The sequence below is a fragment of the Sinorhizobium alkalisoli genome (genome assembly GCF_008932245.1).
GTDB classification, from domain to species: Bacteria; Pseudomonadota; Alphaproteobacteria; order Rhizobiales; family Rhizobiaceae; genus Sinorhizobium; species Sinorhizobium alkalisoli.
In genome coordinates, this window is the sequence record NZ_CP034910.1 from 1,784,043 (window position 1) to 1,807,818 (window position 23,776).

Annotated in this window: 21 protein-coding genes; 8 read left to right on the top strand and 13 right to left on the bottom strand. The window is 61.5% G+C overall.

What is annotated here, in order from left to right:
* Positions 1-263 precede the first annotated feature (263 nt).
* Positions 264-1,046 carry a COG3904 family protein gene (locus EKH55_RS26110; RefSeq protein ID WP_151613732.1) on the bottom strand — a complete coding sequence of 261 codons (783 nt, stop codon included), beginning with the start codon at positions 1,044-1,046 and terminating at the stop codon, positions 264-266.
* The gene (locus EKH55_RS26115; protein ID WP_151613733.1) at positions 1,033-2,328 is read right to left on the bottom strand and encodes a hypothetical protein; all 1,296 of its coding nucleotides are present in this window, start codon (positions 2,326-2,328) and stop codon (positions 1,033-1,035) included. Before EKH55_RS26115 ends, EKH55_RS26110 begins: the two co-directional genes overlap by 14 nt.
* Positions 2,329-2,736: 408 nt before the next feature.
* Between EKH55_RS26115 and otsB the strand changes: the two genes are divergently transcribed.
* Both otsB and otsA read left to right on the top strand, forming a co-directional pair.
* Complete coding sequence (otsB, locus tag EKH55_RS26120) at positions 2,737-3,516, top strand: trehalose-phosphatase (RefSeq protein WP_151613734.1); 780 nt, start codon at positions 2,737-2,739, stop codon at positions 3,514-3,516.
* A 36-nt stretch (positions 3,517-3,552) separates the two neighbouring features.
* On the top strand, positions 3,553-4,926 hold the full coding sequence (gene otsA / locus EKH55_RS26125) for an alpha,alpha-trehalose-phosphate synthase (UDP-forming) (RefSeq protein ID WP_069457725.1): 1,374 nt from the start codon (positions 3,553-3,555) through the stop codon (positions 4,924-4,926).
* A 164-nt stretch (positions 4,927-5,090) separates the two neighbouring features.
* Here otsA and EKH55_RS26130 read toward each other — a convergent pair whose 3' ends face one another.
* The 3 genes from EKH55_RS26130 to EKH55_RS26140 all read right to left on the bottom strand — a co-directional run bounded on the left by EKH55_RS26130 (position 5,091) and on the right by EKH55_RS26140 (position 8,129).
* Positions 5,091-5,801, bottom strand: a complete 711-nt coding sequence (locus tag EKH55_RS26130) for a metallophosphoesterase family protein (protein WP_151613735.1) — start codon at positions 5,799-5,801, stop codon at positions 5,091-5,093.
* A 4-nt stretch (positions 5,802-5,805) separates the two neighbouring features.
* Positions 5,806-6,615 carry a nucleotidyltransferase family protein gene (locus EKH55_RS26135; RefSeq protein WP_069457727.1) on the bottom strand — a complete coding sequence of 270 codons (810 nt, stop codon included), beginning with the start codon at positions 6,613-6,615 and terminating at the stop codon, positions 5,806-5,808.
* A gap of 623 nt (positions 6,616-7,238) precedes the next feature.
* A complete protein-coding gene (locus EKH55_RS26140; RefSeq protein WP_151613736.1) occupies positions 7,239-8,129 on the bottom strand; it encodes an NAD(P)/FAD-dependent oxidoreductase in 891 nt (296 codons plus the stop codon).
* A 258-nt stretch (positions 8,130-8,387) separates the two neighbouring features.
* On the opposite strand from EKH55_RS26140, the gene EKH55_RS26145 reads away from it, so the two are divergent.
* The 5 genes from EKH55_RS26145 (at position 8,388) to EKH55_RS26165 (ending at position 12,634) form a co-directional block, all read left to right on the top strand.
* Positions 8,388-9,674 (top strand): SDR family oxidoreductase, encoded by a 1,287-nt coding sequence (locus EKH55_RS26145; protein WP_151613737.1) that lies wholly within the window; start codon positions 8,388-8,390, stop codon positions 9,672-9,674.
* Positions 9,674-10,147, top strand: a complete 474-nt coding sequence (locus tag EKH55_RS26150) for a DUF2269 family protein (protein WP_151613969.1) — start codon at positions 9,674-9,676, stop codon at positions 10,145-10,147. Before EKH55_RS26145 ends, EKH55_RS26150 begins: the two co-directional genes overlap by 1 nt.
* A gap of 155 nt (positions 10,148-10,302) precedes the next feature.
* Complete coding sequence (locus EKH55_RS26155; protein WP_151613738.1) at positions 10,303-11,415, top strand: mechanosensitive ion channel family protein; 1,113 nt, start codon at positions 10,303-10,305, stop codon at positions 11,413-11,415.
* A gap of 235 nt (positions 11,416-11,650) precedes the next feature.
* On the top strand, positions 11,651-12,127 hold the full coding sequence (gene cueR / locus EKH55_RS26160; protein ID WP_151613739.1) for a Cu(I)-responsive transcriptional regulator: 477 nt from the start codon (positions 11,651-11,653) through the stop codon (positions 12,125-12,127).
* 33 nt (positions 12,128-12,160) lie between these two features.
* Positions 12,161-12,634 (top strand): DUF411 domain-containing protein, encoded by a 474-nt coding sequence (locus EKH55_RS26165; RefSeq protein WP_192803891.1) that lies wholly within the window; start codon positions 12,161-12,163, stop codon positions 12,632-12,634.
* A 155-nt stretch (positions 12,635-12,789) separates the two neighbouring features.
* Here the strand turns inward: EKH55_RS26165 and EKH55_RS26170 are convergent, their stop codons facing one another.
* The 3 genes from EKH55_RS26170 to EKH55_RS26180 form a co-directional block, all read right to left on the bottom strand.
* Positions 12,790-13,539, bottom strand: coding sequence for an FkbM family methyltransferase (locus tag EKH55_RS26170; protein ID WP_151613741.1), 750 nt, complete (start codon positions 13,537-13,539; stop codon positions 12,790-12,792).
* Positions 13,540-13,729: 190 nt separating this feature from the next.
* Complete coding sequence (locus EKH55_RS26175; RefSeq protein ID WP_151613742.1) at positions 13,730-14,194, bottom strand: Crp/Fnr family transcriptional regulator; 465 nt, start codon at positions 14,192-14,194, stop codon at positions 13,730-13,732.
* 93 nt (positions 14,195-14,287) lie between these two features.
* Entirely contained in the window at positions 14,288-16,999 is a 2,712-nt protein-coding gene (locus EKH55_RS26180; protein ID WP_151613743.1) for an ABC transporter transmembrane domain-containing protein, read from the bottom strand.
* 247 nt (positions 17,000-17,246) lie between these two features.
* On the opposite strand from EKH55_RS26180, the gene EKH55_RS26185 reads away from it, so the two are divergent.
* Positions 17,247-17,921, top strand: coding sequence for a class I SAM-dependent methyltransferase (locus EKH55_RS26185; RefSeq protein ID WP_151613744.1), 675 nt, complete (start codon positions 17,247-17,249; stop codon positions 17,919-17,921).
* Here EKH55_RS26185 and EKH55_RS26190 read toward each other — a convergent pair.
* The 5 genes from EKH55_RS26190 to EKH55_RS26210 form a co-directional block, all read right to left on the bottom strand.
* Complete coding sequence (locus tag EKH55_RS26190; protein ID WP_151613745.1) at positions 17,899-19,080, bottom strand: glycosyltransferase family protein; 1,182 nt, start codon at positions 19,078-19,080, stop codon at positions 17,899-17,901. The two genes, EKH55_RS26185 and EKH55_RS26190, sit on opposite strands and share 23 nt — an antisense overlap.
* Complete coding sequence (locus EKH55_RS26195) at positions 19,062-20,309, bottom strand: glycosyltransferase family 4 protein (protein ID WP_151613746.1); 1,248 nt, start codon at positions 20,307-20,309, stop codon at positions 19,062-19,064. The genes EKH55_RS26190 and EKH55_RS26195 overlap by 19 nt, the downstream gene beginning before the upstream one ends.
* A 5-nt stretch (positions 20,310-20,314) precedes the next feature.
* Positions 20,315-21,529, bottom strand: coding sequence for a glycosyltransferase family protein (locus EKH55_RS26200; protein WP_151613747.1), 1,215 nt, complete (start codon positions 21,527-21,529; stop codon positions 20,315-20,317).
* A gap of 75 nt (positions 21,530-21,604) precedes the next feature.
* A complete protein-coding gene (locus EKH55_RS26205) occupies positions 21,605-22,780 on the bottom strand; it encodes an ABC transporter permease (RefSeq protein WP_151613748.1) in 1,176 nt (391 codons plus the stop codon).
* Positions 22,777-23,775 (bottom strand): ABC transporter permease, encoded by a 999-nt coding sequence (locus EKH55_RS26210; RefSeq protein WP_069457740.1) that lies wholly within the window; start codon positions 23,773-23,775, stop codon positions 22,777-22,779. The genes EKH55_RS26205 and EKH55_RS26210 overlap by 4 nt, the downstream gene beginning before the upstream one ends.
* Position 23,776 lies beyond the last annotated feature (1 nt).

Genomic DNA, 23,776 nt, shown 5'->3' on the forward strand with positions numbered 1-23,776 from the left:
CTCGATCTTTCCAAACCGCGCCAGCAGCCCAGCCGCAGCGCAATGGCCCCGGTGGAAGACCTGATGCCTCACGGGCGGCGATCCGCACTAAGGACATGGTGTCATTGAGCATCGATTTCAAAAAGGGGGGTGAGAGGGCCCAGCCGATAGGCGAATCTGGATTCGAGCTTAAGGCCAATTTCCCCGCCGCCAGCAAGTCAAAGTGCTACAGCGCCGCGGTTCTTATAAGACACGCGACGCTGTAGGCGGATCGCAGCAATGGCTCAGTCTTTTTTCTCGGCGGTTGCGACCGGTTCCGTCGTCAAATTGAAATCCGCCATCTCTTCCGCGGTGAGGTAGTAGAGCCGGTCCGGCGGCGTTTCGAGGGCATTGATCCAGAGCCCGGCGCCGATGCCCATCGAATGAAGGTGACGGGCCACGCGGGCGGTGGTGGATTGTGCGGCCGACATGGCCTGTTCCGCCGTCGTTTGTCCGCTACCGCTAAAGACCTGGTGCACGCCGACGACGGCGTCCTTTTCGGCGATGCGCGCCACGCCGCCGGCAAAGACGATCGGGCAGGAAGAGGCGCAGAGCGCCCGTGATGCCACCTTGGTATCGAGTTGCCTTTCGCGGATCAGTTTCGACATGGCGAGCGCGTCCTCCACCGACCCGCCCGGGGAATTGAGCGCCACCGTCTTCACATATTCACCGCGCTTCCCGATCTCCTCGGCGAAGCGCGCCGCGGCCCCGAGGTCGATCGTACCTTCGGCGAGCAAAACGCCACCGGATTTGAGCTCGAGTTTCATCGGCTGGCGCAGCACTTCGTTGGAGCTGGCGGGCTGCACCGGCGGAGCGCTTGGCGCGCCTTCGGTCAGCGCCGGAGGCAGGACCGGCTGGTCCTGGCGATTCGGGTCGATGCCCGGAAATTCGGCGTTCATGGCTGCGATTTCGCGCATATCGATCCAGAGGAAGATCCCCGCCGCCGACAACAGGGTGAAGAAGGCGCCGCGCATCAGCATGCCGTCGTCAAGCCGCGCCAGCGCCTTGCATGCCTCATCGATCCTCATGCGACCGATCCTTTGCACGCGCCCTCGCCTCCAGGCTGGTGATGTTGTTCAGCTCTTCGCCTTCCGGAGGGGCGTCAATCTCAGAAGGGCTCACCCCCCTTGCCGTCACGGCTTGCTGTACCTCAAGCGCTTTCAGGAGCTCGGCCGCCGTAATGCGCTCGGCAAACGGCATCTTCTCCTCCTGTTTGCGGATGACGCCATGCACCGTGGCCAGAATGAAGACCAGCACGCCCGGCAGCAGGTCGATGGAAATGGCCCCGGCCCAAGCCGGTATGAAATCGGCCGCGTAGCGCAATACGGCTTCGGCGGAGGAGAGCGGCACGAAGCGGCGCTCCGCCACGGGCGCACGGGCGAGAATTTCGTCGGCCGCTTCGGAAAGGACCCTGGACTGCGCCGCGACGGAGGACCGTACCGTTTCCATCACCGTGTCCTGGCGGTTGACGAGATCGGCATTGCCGCCATCGGCGACCGGCGCGATGAAACCGAGGGAGAGGTCATCTGCGGCGCGGCGGATGGATGGCGCGATCGAAGTCTGCCCAAGGGAGGCTATTACGCCTGTAAGCGCCACCACTTCGGAGGAGAACTGGTCGGCACGCGGCGACACCGCGCCCGGCGCCGAGACGAGCCTGCGCATGGTTTCGAGCCGCTTCTGCCCGTTATTGAACAGTTTCGTGACCTGTTCACGGGAGGCATGGACGCCATTCTCCAGCTCCCTCATCTGCGCCGACATCTGCGACAGAAGTTGCACCACGCTTCCGGATCCTTGCGTCCCCGTCAGCGCGCCCGATTGCCGCTCCGAGACGGCGAGCTGGGCAAAGCGTTCGGATGCACGCTGGATATCGGGAAGCAGGCTTTGGGCCGCAAGCGCATTCTGATGCGCCTGGTCGAGGTCGCCGCTGTAGTCCTCCACCGTTTCCGCAAGGTGCTGTTCGAGCGCGGCCGAACCGGCCAGCGCCGCCGCATTGAGCCAGCTCGACATGGCGATGATCATCGCCGCACCCAAAGCCATCACACCCAGCATCGCCACTCGGCCCGCATGGGTGGTCACATGCGGATAGAAGCGCGCCATATAGGACCAGAAGGCGTATATGCCGACCGAAACCGAGGCCGAGTAGATGATCGCCGCAAAGAACACCGCGGTCGGCGAGCCGTCCAGAAGGCTGCGCACGCCGAGGTAGGTGTAGACGCCCGAGGCGAGCGCCAGCACTGCCAGCGCAAAACGCGTCATGGTTTCGACGGCCGCGACGCCCTCGTGCAAACGTTGGGATGCTCCGAGCGTCATGAGCGAAATCTCCGCAAAGGAATGTATTCCTTAACAAAGAATGAAGAAGCGGGCGGAATAAAGGCCGCCGCTTTGCAGCGGGCCTGGCCCGCATTTCTCGCACTTCTTGCGCTCTGCGTATGACTGTGGCGAGGTGGATACGGGGGAAAGCCGCGAAAAGCTTGTCATCCCTGACGAGTGGAAAGAAACGAATACGAGTTTCACTCATCAAGTGTCATGCGCGGCGGGGAACACGCAATTGTCCAGTGGAAGATGTCCATGTGATCGGATACCCGTGCCCACCAGGTTAAAGATCACACCGCTGCGGCCGGCCCGCCGAAGGTGAGGTTTGCTTGGACGTCGACATAAAGCCGCTTCAAATGCAAAGCTGGGGTGGTCGTTCACGGCATCTGATATAGTTATGACCGCATGTCGTACCGGAAAAAAGCTGATGCAGTTTCAGGAGAGGACTTCCTTGTCGCCGCTCTCTCGACCGATCCGGAAAGCTGGGCTCTGTTCCTCGATATCGATGGTACGTTGCTTGACCTTGCCGAAACGCCGGACGCCATAGCGGTTCCGCCTTCGCTGCCCGCCCATCTCGAGGCCTTGTCGCGAAAACTCGGAGGCGCGCTCGCACTTGTGACCGGTCGCGGGCTTGATTATGCGGGGCAGCTTTTTTCGCCGTTCCGTTTTCCCATCGCCGGACTTCATGGTGCCGAGCGCCGCGATGCGGATGGCCGGATGTACAAAGCCGCGGCGACGGCGGAATTTGAGCGACTGAAGGCCGATCTGATCGCCGATACGGCCAACTGGGCGGGCGTTCTGATCGAAGACAAGGGAGCGGCAGTCGCCGCCCATTACCGGCTTGCGCCGGACCGAAAGCACGCACTTGAACCGCTGATAGAGCGGGCATTGATCCGAGCGGGACCAGACTGGACGATCCAGCACGGCAAGATGGTTATCGAAATTCGTCCGGCCAGCGCCGACAAGGGCCAGGCCGTGGCGGCGTTTCTGGCGCAGCCAACCTTTGCCGGCAGACGCGCGATCGCGATCGGCGACGATGTGACCGACGAAGCGATGTTTCGCACGGTCAACCGGCTCGGCGGCTATTCGATCCGCATCGGTCCGCCTTTGCCTGCGAGCGAAGCGCTGGGCACCACCCCTTCTTCCGAGGCTTTGCGCGCCATCATCGCCAGGTTGGTCTCCTGAGCACCTGACATATTATCTGCATGAAAGGCATTGAGCATGAGCCGCCTCGTTATTGTCTCCAACCGCGTGCCCGTTCCGGACAAGGGCGGCGTTGCGCCCGCTGGCGGGCTGGCGGTCGCGTTGAAAGTCGCGCTTGAAGAGCATGGCGGCATTTGGATGGGTTGGTCGGGAACGTCGAGCGGCAAGCACGAGCCGGCGCCGCTTGCGCATCTCCAGCAGGGCAATGTCACCTATGCGCTGACCGATCTGACCGATACCGACGTAGAGGAATACTACCACGGCTTCGCCAATCGCGTTCTCTGGCCGATCTGCCACTATCGGCTTGATCTCGCCGAATACGGTCGCAAGGAAATGGCCGGCTATTTCCGCGTCAACCGCTTCTTCGCCCATCGCCTGGCGCCGCTTGTCAAGCCCGATGACGTCCTCTGGGTGCATGACTACCACTTGATCCCTCTCGCCGCGGAACTGCGTCAGATGGGCCTGAAGAACCGTATCGGCTTTTTTCTTCACATTCCCTGGCCGCCTGCGGACGTGCTCTTCACGATGCCTGTTCACGAGGAGATCATGCGTGGCCTGTCGCACTACGACGTCGTCGGCTTTCAAACCGATCACGACCTCGAGAACTTCGCCAGCTGCCTCAGGCGGGAAGGCATCGGCGACGAAATTGGCGGAGGCCGCTTCAGTGCCTATGGCCGCGTATTCAGGGGCGGCGTCTATGCGATCGGCATCGAGACTGCCGCCTTCGCCGAATTCGCCCAAAAGGCATCCACCAACAGCACGGTCAAGAAGGCACGGGAAAGCATTGAACACCGCAGTCTGATAATCGGTGTCGATCGCCTGGATTATTCCAAGGGAATCACGCAGCGCATCGACGCATTTGAACGCTTCGTCCTGGACAATCCGGCCTACAGGGGGCGCGTTACCTATCTGCAAATCACGCCGAAGTCGCGCTCCGAAGTGCCGGAATATGAAGCTATGCAACGCACGGTTGCAGAACAGGCCGGCCGGGTGAACGGCGCACTCGGCGCCGTCGATTGGGTGCCTATACGTTATATCACCCGCTCCGTCGGCCGTCGCATTCTTGCAGGGCTTTACCGGCTGGGCAAAGTCGGCCTCGTGACGCCGCTTCGAGACGGCATGAACCTCGTCGCGAAGGAATATGTGGCCGCGCAGGATCCGGACGATCCGGGCGTGCTTGTGCTATCGCGCTTCGCGGGCGCTGCCCGCGAGCTGCGGGGCGCGCTTCTCGTCAATCCATACGACATAGAGGGGACCGCGAACGCCATGGCGCGCGCGCTCAGCATGCCGCTGGAAGAGCGGAAGGAGCGTTGGCAGCTGATGATGGACCACTTGCTGGAACACGACGTTTCGCGCTGGTGTCGTAATTTTCTCAACGATTTGACAGCATGATCGGATCAGTTCGGTCAGGGCGCTCCGCAGCGATTGCCGATCTCAATGCTGCATGGCGTTCGAGGTGCCGCAGGATCATATGCTCGCTGCTAGGGTCCTGACCCTAGAACGATGCGCAAAGCTGGTCCTCACCACTTGAACAAGGCGTTCGGCCGGGAGCAATATCAGAACTCCAGGATCGCATAGGGCCGCCCGGACGGCTTCTCGACATGGGCGGCGACGTTGTAAACGGGCGCGCCGCCGGGTGTATTTCCTCGGTAGGTGCCCCTGTGCGCGTGGCCATGAACGACCGCACTCACCCGAAAGCGGTCGATGGTTTCGGCAAACCGCGAGCAACCAAGAAACGGATAAATCGCCTCCGGCTCTCCGGCGACGGTTTCCGCGATCGGGGCATAGTGGAGCACCACGACGGAGTGCCGCGCGCTGACCTTTCGCAGGGCGTTCTCCAGGCGCATCGCCTCATCGACCGTCTCGGATACCATCGTTTTGATCGCGGGCTCGCCGAAGGAGCCGAGCATGTGGCGGCCGAAGCCGCCCACGAAGCCTTTTGTGCCGGCGAAGCCGACGCCGGCGACCTCAACCGCCTGTCCGTTGAGGAGGTGCACACCGGCCTTCATCAGGATCGCCGATATCTCGTCGACGGCATTGCACTGGTGATCGTGATTGCCGAGCACCGCCACCACCGGAACCGTGCAGGACTTCAGGTCGGCGGCGAGGAGTTCGGCTTCCACGGGTTTGCCGAGATCAGTGAGGTCGCCGGCGATCACAAGCACGTCCGCCACGCGCGATATCTCTGAAAACAGCTCCGTGCAGGAGGCCGAGCCGTCCTCCTTCACATGAAGATCCGCGACCGCTGCCACTTTCGTCTTGCTCATCGCGCTACTCCTTGGTTCCCGTACGCATCTCGACATCGCCGCCGACGTCGGCGAAGCCCCATTCCGTGACGTCGACTTCGTAATCCGCTCGCGAGTACATTCGTCCGCGGCATATCTTCGTCTGCGACAGCGGAAGTTCCCCCTGCGCGGCCAACCGACGCAACAGCTCGTCGAGCAGCCATGGCGGGACCCGGTCGCGTTCGGAAGGATATATCCACCGGAAGTTGAGGAGATGAATCAGCAAAACCTCCCAATGCGCGTCCATGTAGTCGAGCAGCCTGCGCCAATCGATCTGATCGTGGGACTTGAGGATCATATGAGCCACGTCGGCGCCATCGTAGCGCTCGCGAAGCTGAATGAAGGATTTCGACCAAACCAGTTCCGTCGGTGCGACAATCGAGACTGCGTTGGCATTGATCTTCACCTTCAGCGCATGTTCGAACCAGGCATCGCTGACCAGCATCGTTCCGTTCGAGGAGGAGAATATGACGTCGAAGAAATGCTTGCCCTTGTAAACCTTGCCCAGCCAGCGCTCGTCCTCGATCTCGGCGGTATAGCCGAGTGACTGGAAATGGTTGAGTATGCGGGCGAAATCGCCTGCCTTGCAAAATATATCGAGGTCCTTGGTCAGCCGCGAGATGCCCGTATAAGCACTGACGGCGAACGTGCCAGCGATCAGGAACGGGATTTTCGACTTCACAAGATCGGCGATGGCGGTCGCGACGAAGTCCTCAGCCTCCGCGCCGGCGAGTCGCGGCAGCGCCAGCGGAGGCTGAGCGCGGCGAGAGGATTTCTGCTGCGATGACCTCGCCATATTCTCGTCTCCTGCGAAGGAATTCCTACGAGAACATTCGAGAACTTGAGTATGTTCCGCTCGTCTCGAATCAGCGCAGCTCGGCTCGATAGGGCGAAAGTCGCCGGAGACTTTTTGTAGCCGACGTCCCCCGCACATGTTGAGGGAAAACATGCGCGGTTTTTCCGCGCACTGGCCTTCAGCCGGTCATTCAAGTCGAAGGACCATGCCCGGCAAAGATGCGGACGCGCAATCTCCGGCTTGCGGGGACAGGCTCCATAATTGCGCAAAAGCGTTTACCCTTACGGACGTTTTCTTAAACGGAGTACCGAAATCCCGGAATAAGACCTTCCTCTCTGATCAAACCGCAGATAGCGTCTCAGCGTAGCTACATCTCTAAGCTACGTCCCCGCTCCCAACGAAGGCAACTGGAGGCGGGACTTGCCCCGCCCTCGTGCGGGGCTTTTTCGTCGCTCGTGGCGAGTCGATTGTTAAAGAGATGCGTCTGCCGATGAGCGGAAGCGCCGGCGACATGAGCCGGAGTGCCGCCCCGCCCTGCATTATGCTCGCCCTTGGCGCTCCCGATCGTCGAGAACATTTCATTTCGTTAGAGTAGCGGCGCCTTCTCCAAAGAGACTAGGCGCTCATGGAGCGACGCCAGCCAGCAGATCTTTATGAACCGCAACGGCGGCAATCTCTCCGTGCGCCATGGCCACGCCGAGCTGATTAAGACCGGTCACGACATCTCCGGCCGCGTAGAACCGCTCTACATTGGTGCGCTGGTGAGCGTCGGTGGGGATCCGCCCTTCTTGGTCAAGTCTCACTCCGACACTGGCAGCAAGGTTGGAGCGTGGCCTGCAGCCGAGCGCGGAATAAACCGCCACGGGCTCCAGCCGCCTACCCTCCGCCAGTTCAAGCATAAGGCGACCGTCCGCCGTCGGACCGTGTGACAGCAATGGGGATGTGGCGAGGCGCACCGGCTCGCGCACATCGGCGGCACTGACCCCCTGCAATTCAACACCCAGGGTCGCAAGCGTCACGTCATCCGTAAACGACAGGAGGAATTTTGCTTCCTTCAGTGCCCGCCGGGTGTGACCGATGACGACGACAGCAGCGCCGTTGATCTCGTAACCGTCGCAGATGGGGCAAATCCGCAGATTGCCTTTTCGCACCAGCTCCGTTGCATCCCGCCACGGCGGGAGAATGTCCACGAGACCTGTCGCGCAGATCATGGCACGGCTGTCGAGCGTGCGTTCCGCGACCATGCACTGAAAACCGGCACTCGCCTGCTCGACCCGATCCGCGCAGCCGGCGATGTAGTCGACGCCAAGCTTTTGGACCTGCGCACCCATTCTGGTGAGAAGGTCTCGACCCGGAATCCCGTCGGGGAACGCCGGATGATTGAATGATCTCGGGATAAGGGAAGCGCGGCTTTGTCCGCCGTCGGTTATGATTACTCGTCGGTTGAGCCGCGCGAGGTAGATGCCCGCGACGAGCCCGGCGGGGCCTCCGCCCAGAATGACGCAATCGTACATCGGCCGGGCGCTCCCGCTTGCTGGGTTCTGTATGGAATTCGACCCGGACGCTGACGCCCGGATGCGGCCAAACTGCCGAACCCTCGAGGTGTTCCCGAAGAAATAGTTCCTGGGGAGAAAATGGCGAGTTCGTCCTCGTGCCGGGCCACTCCCAATTCGCTGTCCGAGGAACATGTTCCGTCCGGCCCAGTTGAAACCGCAACGTGAAGCGAACGCGGGCATCGCGGTAACGCGTTCTCGTCAGCGACTGAAGGAGAGGTGATGAGAGTGCTTGTGGTAGGGGCTACCGGCCTGATCGGCTCGGCCGTCTGCGCGAGGCTTCTCGAGCGGGGCATGACGGTGGTGCGCGTGGTTCGTCCGGGCACTTCCCGGTCATGGACCGGCGAAGCCGTGGAACTCGATCTTGCGCGCGCCGTCTGGCCCGCAGACTGGCTGCCTCATCTGTCGGACATAGCGGCGGTGGTCAACTGTGCAGGCACGCTTCAGGACGGGCCGGGCGAGGATACAACCGGCGTCCACGTCCGCGGTCCCTCGGCGCTGTTCGAGGCTTGCGAAAAGGCAGGCGTGCGCCGCGTCATTCATTTTTCCGCAATGGGTGTCGAAAAGCAGCAACCGTCGCCGTTCTCGCGCACCAAGTTCGAGGGCGACCAGGCGTTGATGGCCCGCGACCTGGACTGGATCATTCTGCGCCCCTCCGTCGTCCTCGGCCCGGGCGCCTTTGGCGCCAGTGCGCTCTTCCGTGGCCTCGCGGCACTTCCTGTGCTGCCGCTCATGCCGGATACCGGTCGCCTGCAGGTCGTGCGCCTCGAAGACGTTGTTCGCACCGTCGAGATGCTCGTTCACCCGAGTGCCCCCAAGCGGCTGGTCCTCGAAGTTGCGGGACCAGAGACCCTGTCCTTCGAAGAAATCGTGGGCGCTTACCGGCGCTGGTTCGGCTGGCCCCCAGCCCGCACGCTCTCCATCCCCGCGCCGCTCGCACACCTCCTCTACAAGCTCAGCGACCTTGCCGGAGCGCTCGGCTGGCGTCCGCCGACGCGGAGTACGGCCCAAAAAGAGATCACCCGCGGCGCCACGGGCGACAACCGCGCCTGGGCGGAGGCCATACAGGTCGAACCGACAGCGCTCTCGGCAGCGCTGGCGCATACGCCGGTCTCTGTTCAGGAAAGATGGTTTGCCAAGCTGTATCTCCTGAAGCCGGTCGTCTTCGTCGTGTTGTCACTGTTCTGGATCAGCACCGGGACCATATCGCTAACGGCCGGATACCAGATCGGCATCGATCTCATGGAACGCACCGGCGCTGGTGTCCTCGCCGGTCCCAGCGTCATTGCCGGAGCGGTCGCAGACATCGTCATCGGACTTGCCATTGCGGTTCGTCGAACCAGCCGCACGGGTCTCTATGCTGCTATTGGCCTCTCCCTCTTCTATGCCGTCGCCGGGACGATTCTGCTTCCGGAATTGTGGAACGAGCCGCTCGGCCCGCTCATGAAGATCTGGCCGATCATCGTGCTTCACCTCGCCGCTTTGGCGATCATCAAGGAGCGATGATGCTCTATTTCGTCCTCAAGTACCTCCACATCATCGGCGCCTCCGTGCTGTTGGGCACGGGAGCCGGAATCGCATTCTTCATGCTTGTGGCGCATCGCACCGGGCGCGCCGACACCGTCGCTGCCGTTGCGCGCATCGTCGTCCTGGCGGACTTCCTGTTCACCGCCACCGCCGTCTTCCTGCAGCCGATCACGGGAGTAGCTCTTGCCTGGCATGTGGGTTATTCGCTGGCGGAGGGGTGGATTGTGTTGTCGATCCTCCTGTACCTGCTAACGGGTGCATTCTGGCTGCCGGTGGTGTGGATGCAGATGGAGATGCGCAGACTCGCGGAGGCCGCCGACAAGGACGGGAAGCCCTTGCCCAAACGCTATCACAGGCTCTTTCATCTGTGGTTCGCCTTCGGCTTTCCCGCCTTTGCCGCAGTGCTCGGGATCTTCTGGCTAATGATCGCTCGGCCCGCAATAGAGTGGTAGCCGCACGGTTCCCGCCTGGCCGGTGCGGAAACATTTCGTTGAGTTCGTCGTTCGTATCTGGGGTTCGGCGACCTGTCGCCGCTCCGCAACATGCCCCTGCAATCATCGCAGACTGGCAGGGTCTTCCCTCAATACTCGATCCGGGAGGTGAGCGAATGGATTTTCTATCCAGGATGGAACGCGAAATCGAGCTACTGCCGGACTGGGTCGTGAGCGTGGGAGTGCTTGCCGTTTTCATTTCCGCGGGACTTCTCATCCATCGACTCGCTTTCGGCCTATTGCGACGGCTCGTCGGCCCGAAGGATCTATTCTGGCGCTCGTTCGTCGCGCGCGCGGAACGGCCGGCGAGAATGGTGGCGCTCGTGTTCGGCCTCTATGCCGGCGCGTCGGTGGCACCGCTCACGTCGAGCCAGGCCGGCGCTCTACGCCACGTGCTTCTGGTTTGTTGCATCATCCTGGTGGCGTGGATCGTCCACACTGCCATACATATCTGGTCCGTCGTCTATCTCAGACGGTTCCAGCTCGATGCCGAGGACAACCTCCTCGCACGCAAGCATGTCACCCAGTTCCGGATCATGCGCCGCATCGCCAATTCTCTGCTCATCGTTCTGGCGGCAGCGGCTGTGCTGATGACCTTCGAGAACGTCAGACAATATGGCGTGAGCCTTCTTGCGTCCGCCGGCGCCGCCGGTATCGTCGTGGGTCTCGCCTTGCAGCCGGTCCTGAAGAACCTCCTGGCCGGCGTACAGCTTGCGATCACACAGCCCATCCGCATCGACGACGCCATCCTCGTCGAGGGAGAATTCGGACGGGTCGAAGAGATCACCTCCACCTACGTCGTCGTGAAACTCTGGGACTGGCGCCGTCTCGTTCTTCCATTGAACTATTTCATGGAGCATCCCTTCCAGAACTGGACGCGCGAGAGCGCTCCGCTGATCGGTTCGATGATGGTCTACCTCGACTACACGATGCCCGTTGGCGTCATTCGCAGGAAGGTGGAGGAGATTGCGTCGCGGTCGGTCAATTTTGACGGCAAGGTTCTGAATGTGGCGGTAACCGATTTGCGCGAAAATGTGATGCAGATCCGCGTCCTCGCCTCGGCTGCCGACTCTGGCCGCGCCTTCGATCTGCGTTGCGAGCTGCGCGAGCAGATCATCGATTTCGTGCAGCAGAAATTTCCGAACGCGTTGCCGCGTTTGCGTCTGGAGGAGACACCATCGGCGACTTCGCCTGGTAGATCAGGCGATTGGCAAGAGCGGAGCGGATGATTGTCTCGCGAACTGCCGCAAGGGCGCAAGCGTGACAACCTTGGCACATCGCAATGCCGTCTGGGGAGGGCGGCAACCGCCCCACCTTTAATCCACCTCGGTTAAAGGAGACATGCAGCATTTCGAAGTGCTACAGCGACCTTTGCGCGTCTAATAAGACGCGCGGCGCTGTAGAGACATGGAATCCGGCTGCCACAGGGCCTATATCTTGGCTCGGGAATCGAAAGGTAATCGCATGAATATCGGCGATGTCGCACGCGCTTCGGGCGTCTCGGCGAAAATGATCCGCTACTACGAAACGATCGGCCTCATTCCGCCTGCGAGCCGCAGCCAATCCGGCTACCGCACCTACGGCGACAATGACGTCCACACGCTGCGCTTCATTCGCCGGGCACGCGATCTCGGCTTCACCGTCGAGCAGATGGGCGATCTCCTGGCACTGTGGCGGGATCGGTCACGCGCCAGCGCCGAGGTCAAGAAAATCGCGCTTGATCAGGTGAAGATCCTGGAGCGCAAGGCAGACGAACTGAAGGCAATGAGCCGCACGCTCAAGCATCTGGCCGCGCATTGCCACGGCGACGCCCGGCCGGATTGCCCGATCCTCGACGATCTTTCAGGGGGCGTCAGCGAGCCGGAAACGTCAGGCGAGCCGGCCCGGTTCGGACGCACCGACATCAATCCCCTGCAGGGTGCACAGCGATCGCGAGCATAGCGGCATCGAAGCGGAAAGGAGCAACCTATGACCATGCCTCGCCGGAAATTCCTCGCTGGCGCACTGGCAGGCTCGTTCGTCTTTGTTCCCGCTCTGCGCACCGCTGCGGCGGGCGATGCGCGCATGGACGTCTACAAGGATCCGCTATGCGGCTGTTGTGAGAGTTGGGCCGCAGCAATGAGACAAGCGGGGTTCTCAGTCAGCATTCACGACGAAAGCAACATGACCGCGATCAAGCGTCGCTTCGCCATCCCGGCGGAGTTGGAGGCCTGCCACACCGCCGTTCTCGACGGCTATGTCGTCGAGGGGCATGTGCCCGTGGAGGCGGTGAGAAAGATTCTAGCCGAGCGCCCGGACATCGCGGGCATCGCCGTGCCCGGCATGCCTGCAGGCTCGACCGGCATGGGTGACGACCCCGAAGCCAGCTATGAAGTCTATGTGATTCCACGACAGGCTGGGGGGATGCCGACAATTTTCCACAGCGTGCGCCCGCGAACCGAGCCCTGAAGCTTGCATTCACCGGAGTGCATGCGATGCGCTGTGCTTTACAGCGCCGCGCGTCTTTTCCGACGCGCAAAGGTCGCTGCAACTATTTGAATCTGCGCATCGAGCTTTCGGACAATCGGGGACGATTTTCGGGCCGATGCGCTGGCGGAAATGAATTATTTCGCGACGAAGAGCAGGTCGAAGCCTCTAATTTCGCGCCGAGCGACAGATTTGCGGAGCGCCACCCACATCGCGGAGGGATTTTCAAGCCGAAAGCCGCGGAAGCTCCGGACGAGGCGGATCGTCGCCGCGACGGTGCGAAGCACCCGTAGCGCGGCGGGGCCGGACAGCGTGGCCGCAAGGATCTGCGGGTGCACCGCAAGGAGCACGCCCGTGGTCCTCCTCCGATCGATCGCGCGAAACTGGTTGAGCGCCTTATACTCGTAGCCTTCAATGTCGATTTTGATGCAAAGCCGTTCGCTCTTCGCCATCGCCTGGAGTTCCGGGATGGTGACGGTCCTGGCGGTAATCGCCATGCCCGTTTCGTCGGCAATGAGCGCCGAGGTTTCCGAGCTACCGAAGCCGCCGCCGACGGAGTGGAGCACTAGGCTCTCATCCTCGGAGAGCGCGGCAGCGATGAGTTCCACCCGGCCGACGTTTCCCGCCCGCATCTGCGTCAGCACATCGAAGCAGACCGGGTCGGGCTCGACGGCAATGACGTCGTGCGCGATCTGCGCAGCCCAATAGGGGGTCACGCCGATCCAGCCGCCAATGTCGATGAACGTCGTCCTGTCGTCCACGAGGCGTTCGATATTACGGAACGTGCCGGGCTCCCACTCCCCGGCCTGGAGCCGGGCGAAGAAGCGCTTCTTTTCCGGTTTCTCGGGAAAGTATACGGTTTTTTGGAAATAAGTTATCGCGCGCATGGCGCTTCTCTAGCGCATCGACCCGAAAATCGAAATCGTTTTTCCGAAAGCGCGATACGTAGGTGCAAAGAGATACAGCGTGTCTGAAGAGACGCGCGGCACCGTGCGCATGACTTGGGGAATCGGAACCGGCTCACGACAAGATCACCAAGCCAAAGCGACCGCGGCATCTGGCAGAAAACGAAAAACCTCAGGCTTCGACGCGTTGGGCGCGGCTGCGGGCCTCTGTCAGTTCCGACGTCGTCTGGCTGAGGCGATCGGCAAGAACGCGCATGATTTCCACAGCCATCTCAGGAAAATCGGCCAATAGCTTCAGGAAATCGTCCTTGCGGATGCGCAGGGCTTCGAGCGGCGTCGTCGTCGTGATCGTAGCGGTGCGCGGCGTATTACAGAGAATGGCGATCTCGCCTATGATCGAATTCTCCTCCACCTCGGCGACCTTCACCGCGCCGCTGGGCGTCGAGACCAGCACGTCGGCCTTGCCTGACAGGATGACATAGGCAGCATCGCCGATGTCCCCCTGATGAAACAGGTTCTCTCCCGCGCCATAGAGCACTCGGTCTGAGGTGAAGGCCAGGAGCTTGAGCTTTGCAGGTGGCAGACCGGCAAACAGCGTAATCCGTCGCAGCATTTCCACTTCATCTTTTAGGAGCATGTCAGTCCGCTTCTCTCCGCATCTCTCACGGGCGCATACACCTCCCGTCCCCACGTTCGGGAAATATGCCTGCCTCCTCACACAAATACTACATCAAGATGCCAATTCCTTGTAGTCGCTGTCCTTTGCGGGCGTTTGCGCGCTCTCATCCCTCAACAGGCGCCCATTCTCGAAATGCGCAACGCGATCGAAGAGTTCCGAAAGGGCCGGATTGGAAATGACCCAGACGATGGCTGGATTGCGATTCTCATCGCGGAGGAACGCAAAGACATTCCGCGTAATTCGGTCCTGCGTCCGCTGATCGAGGGCAAGCAGGGGCTGATTGAACACATAGAAGTCCGAGACGCGCATGAGCGTGCGCGCCAGATTGAGTTTCTGTCGCTGACCAGCCGTCAGGCGCTTGCCGCCCGCCCCGACGTCGAAATCGAGGCCGAAGGCCAGCACCTTGCCGTCAAGCCCAAGCGATTCGAAAAGATCGCGCACGATCGCGCGAATTCTGTCCGAACCGTCCGTGTGCTTGTGGCCAATGCGGCCGAAGAGCACGTTGTCGATGATGCTCGCAGAAGCCATGTAGCGGCTCGGCTCGTAATGCTCGATGATACCCACGAGATCGGCGGGCAGGCCGTCGCTGAACTCGCGCCGGGCCTCGACGATCTTCTTCATCAAGTCATCGCTCAAGAGACCGAAGCGGTGCCGCGTCTCGATGTAGCCGAAGCATAGGCGGATGATGCGAATAGCGTCATCTTCCGAGACCTCTTCGAGCGGCCGCCCTCTCAGCCTCTGCAGGAGCCCTTCATAGACGGGAATCTCATCACTCGTCATGAAGGTGAGCTGCTGGAAGAACGGATGATCCGGAGGCAGGTCGCGGAACAATTCGACGACGTTTTCCGCGATCTCCAGCCCCATTTCATAAAAGGTCTCGTGCAGACCCGCGCGCTTCAGCACCGTCTTGAAGAACGGATGGTTTTCAAGCGCCTGCTCCCACCTTGCCCGGTCCGTTACGGTTCCGAAAAGCAGGTTCTCGCCGACGGTCGCCTCGATGTTGTAGGTGCCAGGCTCGAAGAACACGACCAGATCGCTTAGCTTCTCGTCCTCCAGGCGCCGGCGCAGGGCGCCTCGCATATCGACGATCTCGCCTGCGAAGTCCGCATGTTCTACCGGATCCATGGTTGAGCGGACGGCCAGCGCCAAGACGTCATTGGTCAGCAGTACAACATCGAGAACCGCCCTCACCTTGGCAAAGAGATCCTCCGTGCCGGTCACACCGGCGGCGGCGTAGTCGATCCAATCGCTGTTGATATCGAGCGACGGATTGCCGGCAAGCTTCGCTTCCAGCAACTCCCATCTGCGGTGGGCGGCCCTGTCACCCTCATAGACGACCTCGGTCAACGGCGCGTGCTTCAGCCCGTAGAGAAGATTGTCGCCTAGGCTGCCCTGGAAGGCGTAGACCTCGGAAGAGGCATAGGAGATCCGCCGCCCGACGATGGCTTCCGGCACTTCGCGGATATCGTTGTCACCGACGACGATCCTCCCGCTTGCGGGCCACGTCAACCGGCCGAGAGCCTCGGCCAGCGCCTCGCCGCCACTGCCGGTGCCGCCGGTGATCGCAACCGTCTCGCCCGGACGGATCTGGAGCGACACGTGCTCGACGAGCTTCGCCCCGCCGTCATCGGCGAGCGACAGATTGACCGCCGCAAGCGCGCCGCTCAGTTGAGGAGCCGGCTCGACCGAGACCTCCTGGACCTTCGGATCGATCAGCGGTTCGACGCTGAACTGTTCCACGACCTGCGTGTATTTCACCTGGACGTCCTGGCGGGCCTGATCCCAGTCTATCAGTTCCTTCAAAGGACCTGGCAGATCCTTGTAGGCACCGATCACCGCGACGAGTTGGCCAATGTCGAGCCGCCCCTGCAGCGCGAAATAGCCGCCGATCGAGTAGAAGAGGAATGGCGTCACCTGGGCGAGGAAGTTGTTGAGAAACTTCACCAGGAACTTCCATTGGTAGAGGTCGTAGCGGATCTTGAAGATATAGCCAAGGCGCGCGGCGATATCGGCCCTCTCGTAGTTCGACGTATCATGACCGCGGATGGTGTGAATGCCGTCGACGATTTCGCTGACCCGGCCCGAGAGCTGACGGGCGGTCAGCTGGCGCTCGCGGCCGAGGACCAGCAGCCGCTTGCGCATGCGCGGAATGATTATCGCCTGCAGGGCGACGACGAGCGCCGCAACGAAGCCGAGCCAGAAATTCTGGAGAAGGATGAAGACCAACGCAGTCAGCGCCTGCCCGCCGAGCAGCGCCGGCTGCACGAAGGCGTCGCCCGTGAAGCCGCCCATAGGTTCGACCTCGTCCTTGACCATGGTTGCGATTTCGGCAGGCTTTACCCGCTTCAAATAGTTGGGCGGGAAGCGCAGGACGCGATCGATCAGTTCGAAACGGATGCGTCTGAGGAGCCGTTCGCCAAGGCGGCCCTTGTAGGTGTTGATGTAGAACTTGAAGAGACCGTTGACGATCACGAGCAAGAGAAACACGAGGCTGAGCGCCAGCAGCGTACCTTGCCGGCCAAGCTCCAAGCCGGAAAACAAATCGACATGACCAACGATCGGCAAATCGAAGGAAATCGGCATGAAGGGCTGGGTAGCCCCGGGTGTTTCGAAGCCGTCACCCTGAATTGGCCCGTTGACGATCTGCTTCGGCAGGTCGAAGGACAGGAAATAGGGAATCATCGACAGTGCCACGACCAGCAGGATCCAAAGCTGCTGCTTGCGGGTATGAGTCCATATGTAGCGGGAAAGACGTGTTTCCATGGGTCGGCAATGAAACCTGAACTATAATACGGGATCGCGCGGCCGCCTTGATGGCAGACGCTCGCCGCACATGGTTTCTCTACATCTGATCTTCAATGGCTTCCCTTCAACCAACTGTGACCGCTCGCCACGAGCGCAGGCTGCCGTTGCGCCACGGACTTCAAATATGGTGAGCTCCCCATCGCCCGAGCCGAGGGCTTCTCGCGCGCTGCTTGCGCTTGGTACAGGGTGAGCTTACAACACCCGCATGACGCATGCCAGCCACTCCCCCCGCTCCGATGCAGATTGGCACGAGAACGCCTACGATCTTGTGCGGGGACTCGCCGCCTATTCCGGAAGCTTGCTGGCGGACGGCATCGCAAGGGTGATAGCCAAGCATCCGCATGCGAACATTGCCAACGCCTTCAACTACAAGCAGGTCGGCTGCAAGCTCTGGGCACGCGAGAAGCTCTTCGATTGCGCCGGCCCCTGCTATCGCAAGATTGCAGTTCTCGGCGGGTGGTACGGCGTACTGCCTGCCATGCTCCTCGAAGACCCACGCTTCGACATTGCGACTGCCGTAAGCTATGACATCGATCCCGCGGTTGAAGAGGTTTCGCGCACGCTGGGTGCCGGGTTTGGCGAGAGATTTCGCGCGGTCACCGCCGACATGTATGCCCTCGATTATCGGGCGATCGGGGCCGATCTGATCGTCAACACGAGTTGCGAACACATTGCGGACCTTGCCGGTTGGCTTCGCCTCCTGCCCTCCGGAACTCGCGTTCTTCTCCAGTCGAATAACTATTTTAGCGAACCCACACACATCAGCTGTGTTCACTCGCTCGACGAATTCCGTGCCCAAGCCGCTCTCGCGCATATCGATTTCGCGGGCGCACTGCCGATGAAGAAATACACGCGCTTCATGCTGATCGGAACGGTCTGATCGTTCTATCTCGCGACAACTGATCCTCGAGGATCATTGCGGTCTGCGCCGCACCGTTTAAGTCGAGCGGCGGCATGGCCGATCTTGGCCGCACGAGCATTGCTTCGACGCGATGCGCAAGGTCCTCGGGCGTGATGCCCTCTTCTGGCAGAACGGCCGCAAGACCAAGCCTTTCAAGCCTCTCCGCACGTGTACTCTGTTCGGTTTCCCCGCCCGCGGTGAAGGGAATGAGCAACGAAGCGCATCCGGCGCGAAGGACATCGCAGACGGTGTTGTAGCCGGCCTGAGAAACCGAAAGGCGGGCACCGGCGAGCAGGTTCGCAAAGTCCTGACGGAAGCGAAACAGACCGACGCCCGCGGGCAACGCTGCGCTGAGCGCATCGAAATCGCCTTGCGGCAGGTTGGGACCGGTCACCAGGCACCAGCGAAGCGCGTCCGGCAGCAGCCGCGCAGCCGCGAGCGCGGCGGCGATCAATTCCTTGCCGACCGCACCGCCGCCGGCGGAGACTACGACGTCGAATCTTTCGCTCGACTGCGCTGGCGGCGGCGGTGCGACGAGGCCCGTATAGACGACCCTGTCCGCGACCTCGCCTGCGAGCGGAAAGGTCTCCTCAAGCCGCGCGAAGGCCGGATCGCCATGGACGAGCACCAGATCGAAATGCTCCCTGACGAGCGCCACCGTCTCCTCCGCGCGTCCTGGCTTCAGCCGCTCCTGCAAGATGTCGCGCAGCGAAGTCGCGACGAGAGGACGCCGTTCCATGGCCGCAATGGCGTCGAGCAGCGGCAGGAGTTCGAAGCGCATCTGCCGGCGCCCGAACGGGAAAGCTTCTATGATGACAACGTCCGGCTTGGCACGCCGCAACGCATCGATAAGCAGGTCCTTTCGGTGCTCAAGGAATGCCGGCGTCACCGGATCGCCGGCCGCGTCGCAGAGACCGGAAAAGCCATGATCGCCCGCCGCCACCGCCGGTAGGGCAACCGTCTTTATTCCCGCTCCCGGAAAGCCCGGCACGGGCAAGCCGCCCATCACCATCGCCACGTCGAAGCCCCGTTCGCCAAGCGCCTTGGCAATTCGACTCGCCCGCGCGAGATGGCCGATCCCGAGAAGGTGCTGGACATAGAAGAAGACGCGCCGTTTGCTCAAGGAACCTTTCTCCATTCTTCTTGGAAAAGCCCGATCAATTGGCGGACGCTCGAGTGATGATCGAATTCGGTGCGCACGCGCCTTTCCGCGGCCGCCCCGAGGTGCCGCCTAAGATCGGGGTCGCGGATCAGGCGCTCGAGCGCCGCGGAAAGCGCGCGAGGGTCTTCGGGCGGCACCACGAGACCGTTTTCCCCATCATCGAGCAATTCCGGCACGCCGGAGACAGCGGTCGAGACACAGGCGAGCCTCTGGCTCGACGCCTCGACCAGGACGTTCGGCAGACCGTCGCGGTCACCATCCGCGGCAATCCGGCAGGCGAGTGCGAAGACATCGCTTTCGCGGTAACGGGCAAGGACGTCCTTCTGATCGAGCGCGCCGTTCCAGCTCACCCGTTCGGCTAGGCCAAGCTCGCCGGCGAGTGCGCGAAGTTCCCTCGTCAGATCACCGGCACCGATGTGGTCGAATCGCCAATTGAGGTCGGGGGGCAGCAGCGACAGCGCCTTCAAGAGAACGTCGAATCCCTTCTTTGCGACCGCCCGGCCGACGCTGACGATCCGAACGGGATCGTCCGGGTCCGAGCCGTCGCGGCTCGAATGATCACCCGCAAACACCGGAAAGCGGGCGAGATCGAGGCCATGATAGCTCAGGTGCACACGCGATTCGGCATCCGTGAGGCCCTTGAGATGCTCGAAACCTGTCCTGGTGCAGGTCACGGTCCAGCGAGCGCGCCCCAGCTTCTCGGAAAGCTCCCAGTCGGAAGACGTCCAGATGTCCTTCGCATGCGCCGAACAGGTCCAGGGAACGCCGGCCATGAGGCTGGCATAGGCCGTGACCGATGCTGGCGTGTGGATGAAATGCGCGTGCAGCCAGCCTGCGTCTCCGGGCCACTCTGCGAAGAGCACCAGCGCCTGGCCGAAGCGGCGAAAGCGGTTGCGCGTCCTGTCACGCAGGAGGTCGCGGAGGAAGGGCCCGAGCGCGCGCCAAAAACCGGCTTTCGGCACCGACCTGACAAGCGCCCGCAGCACGCGACGGGGTTCATCGTGCAAATATTCCGGCAGATAATGGACGGCGGCGCGGATCTCGTCATGGACGGGGTGGCGCTTCAGGTCGGTCGGTCGGCGGAGCGCGATAAGCACGAGCTCGTGTCCCGCCCTTTCGAGACCAAGCAATTCCTGCGCGATGAATGTTTCCGAAAGGCGCGGATAGCCCTTCAGGACGACAGCGATTTTTCGATTCGAGGACACGGATATCAGCTTGTCTGCTTTACGATGCTCAAGTGCTGTTGCGACCGGTGGTCGAGCCAATCTCCGACGATGTCGGAAATGTGCATAAGGCCCTCCAGCCTCAGCCCGTGGGCGCTGCGGGACGGCGGTGCGCGATGCGGCAGGGCCTTGATGGCGGCGGCGAAGCGCAACGGATCTTCGGACTCCTGCGGCAGCAGCATGTCGACGAGGCCGAGGGCGGAGGCACGCTGCGCCCGGATCAACTGCTCCTCACGCGGTACCAGTCGCGGCACGATCAGCGCTGGCTTGTCGAAGGAAAGGATCTCGCAATAGGTATTATATCCGCCCATCGACACGACGCCTTTGGCGCCGGCGACCAGTTCCTCCATGCGATTGTCGAACTCGATCATCCTGATGAAGGGTATGCTGCTGCCCTTGCGGGTCAGCTTGTTGCGCTTCTTGGCAGGCATGTAGGGTCCGAGGACGACAAGCGCATTGTAGGTCAGTTCGGGATCCTGCTGATAGGCATGGATGACATCATGGATCAGATCGGCGCCGTCGCCGCCGCCGCCGGTCGTCACGAGGATGTAATCCCCCTCCGGCCTGTGGCTCGGCATATTGTCGCGCGGAACGCCTCTTTGCAGGAAGCCGACGAAGTTCATCCGGTCGCGAACGGCCATGGGCACATCCAGTCCCACCAACGGATCATAGAAGTCCGGCGGGCCATAAACCCAGATGGCATCGTAGAACTGCTCGATCTTACGCATCGTGTCGCGGCGTTTCCACTCGACCTCAAGCAGGTGTGGCGCGTCCATGACGTCGCGCAGACCGAGGACCAGCCGGGTTCCGTGCGCCTTCAAATATGTCAAGGTGTCCTCTACCTCGCCGCGCAGGCCCATCGGCTCCTTGTCGACGATGAAGATGTCCGGCTTGAAGGTCTCCGCCGTGGAGCGAATGATCGACTGGCGCATCTTCAGCGTCTCGTGCAACTCGATGTGCCGGTCGAGCGAGGTGTATTCGCCGTTTCGAAGCTTGATGACGCTCGGGATCTTCACGAAATCGACGCGGGCGCGATAGTCGAACGCGCCGGCGATCGTCGCGCCGGAAATGATGAGAATCTGCAGACCGCTATAGTCCTCGACCAGCGCATGCGCAATCGCACGACAGCGCCTGAGGTGACCGAGGCCGAAGGTATCATGGCTGTACATCAGGATTCGGGCATCTTCGAAACGCCGTGTCATGCCAGAACCTTTCTCTTCTTGAGACCGCGGCCCGCTGCAGCGCGAGATGGCCCGGGAGGTGAGGTGATACCGAGGCTATTTGTAGGGATCGGCGGCGTCGCGCAACCCGTCTCCCAGGAAGTTGAACGCCAATATCACAAGAATAACAGGTATGGTCGGTAACAGCAGCCATGGGTAGAAGGCAATGACGCTGACGCTTCTTGCCTCCGTCAGGAGGATGCCCCAGCTCGTGATCGGCGGCCGGAGACCGAGACCAAGGAAGCTCAGCGCGGTTTCGCCGAGGATCATGCCGGGGATCGAGATGGTGGCCGTGGCGATCAAATGGGACATGAAGCCCGGCACGAGATGGCGCCCGATGATACGGCTGCTTCTTGCTCCCATCAGCTGCGCGGCAAGGACATAATCTTCTTCTCTCAAAGCAAGCAGCTTCGACCGCACGGCGCGCGCAAGCCCGGTCCAGTCGAGCAGCCCGAGGATCACGGTGATGCCGAGATAGATCAGGATCGGGCTCCATGTTGCGGGCATGATCGCCGCGAGCGCCAGCCACAGGGGAATGCTCGGTATCGATTGCAGGACCTCGATCAGCCGCTGGACGACGAGGTCGAAGACCCCACCGTGATAGCCGGCCAGTCCGCCGATGATGATACCCAGGACGAAGCTGACGGTGATGCCGAGGAGACCGATCGTGAGCGAAATCCGCGCGCCATAGATGATGCGCGACAGCACGTCGCGACCAAGCCTGTCCGTGCCGAGGAGAAAGAGCTGACCACCTTCTGCCGGACAGAAGAGATGCACATTGCTTTCGAAGAGACCCCAGAAGCGATAGCTGTCGCCGCGACAGAAGAAACGCACCGGCTCCACGTCGGCAGGGTTGTCCGCATAGTTTCGCTTCAGCGTGTCCATGTCGAGCGTCATGGTCCGGCCATAGACGAAGGGGCCGACGAATTCGCCCTCATGGAAAAGATGGATCTGCTGCGGCGGCGCATAGATGAAATCGACATTGCGCGTATGCAGATTGTAGGGCGCCAGGAACTCGCAGATGAGGATCATTCCGTAGAGGACCGCAAGGAAAATGCCGGACGCAAGCGCCAGCCTGTGACGCTTGAATTTCCACCACATCAGGCGCAACTGCGATGCCTGGTTGACGCGGACTTGCTCCTCCGTCATCTCCTCGACCGAATAGGGATCGAAGGGAGCGGTCGAAACGTAATGCGGCAGGGGCTCGCCGGGCGCCGGAATGGGGGACGTCACTTGGTGCTCCTGCCTTGCAAGCGAATTCTCGGATCGAGGACGGCCAGCGCCAGATCGGAAATCAGCACGCCGATGACGGTGAGGAAGGCGAGGAACATCAGAAACGAACCGGCCAGATACATGTCCTGGCTCTGCAGCGCCTTGACCAGCATCGGGCCGGTGGTCTCGAGCGAGAGCACGATCGCCGTGATTTCCGCACCGGAGATGATGGCCGGCAGGATCGAGCCGATGTCGGAGATGAAGAAATTGAGCGCCATGCGCAGTGGATATTTGAGCAGCGTCTTCGTCGGCGAAAGCCCCTTGGCCCTCGCCGTGACGACATATTGCTTTTGAAGCTCGTCAAGCAGGTTGGCTCTCAGCCGCCGGATCATGCCGGCCGTACCGGCGGCGCCGATAATGACAACCGGAATCCAGATGTGTTCGAGGATCGATTTCGCCTTCTCCCAGCTCATCGGCTCCGCGAAATATTTCTGGTCCATGAGATGGCCGATCGAGGTGCCGAACCAGATGTTGGCGAAATACATGAGGATCAGCGCCAGCATGAAGTTCGGGACTGCGATGCCGATGAGCCCGACCAGCGACAGGCCGTAATCGCCCCAGCTATATTGATGCGTCGCGGCATAGATGCCGATCGGAAAGGCGATGATCCAGGTAAACACGATCGTGAGGAAGGAGACGAGAATCGTCAGCCACAACCGGTCGCCGACGACCTCGCTCACCGGCAGCTGGTATTCGAAGGAATAGCCGAAGTCGCCCTGCAGCATGCCCCCGACCCAGTAAACGTAACGCAACACTGCCGGCTTGTCGAAGCCGTACTCTCTGCGCAGCGCCTCTATCTGCTCCATGTCGACACCCTCGCCCTGGGCGCGCAGTTCGGCAATGTAGCTTTCGAAATAGTCGCCCGGCGGCAGCTCTATGATCGCGAAGACGAGCGCGGAAATGATGATGAGGGTCGGCACCATGACAGCGATACGCCAGAGGATGTAGCGAAGCATG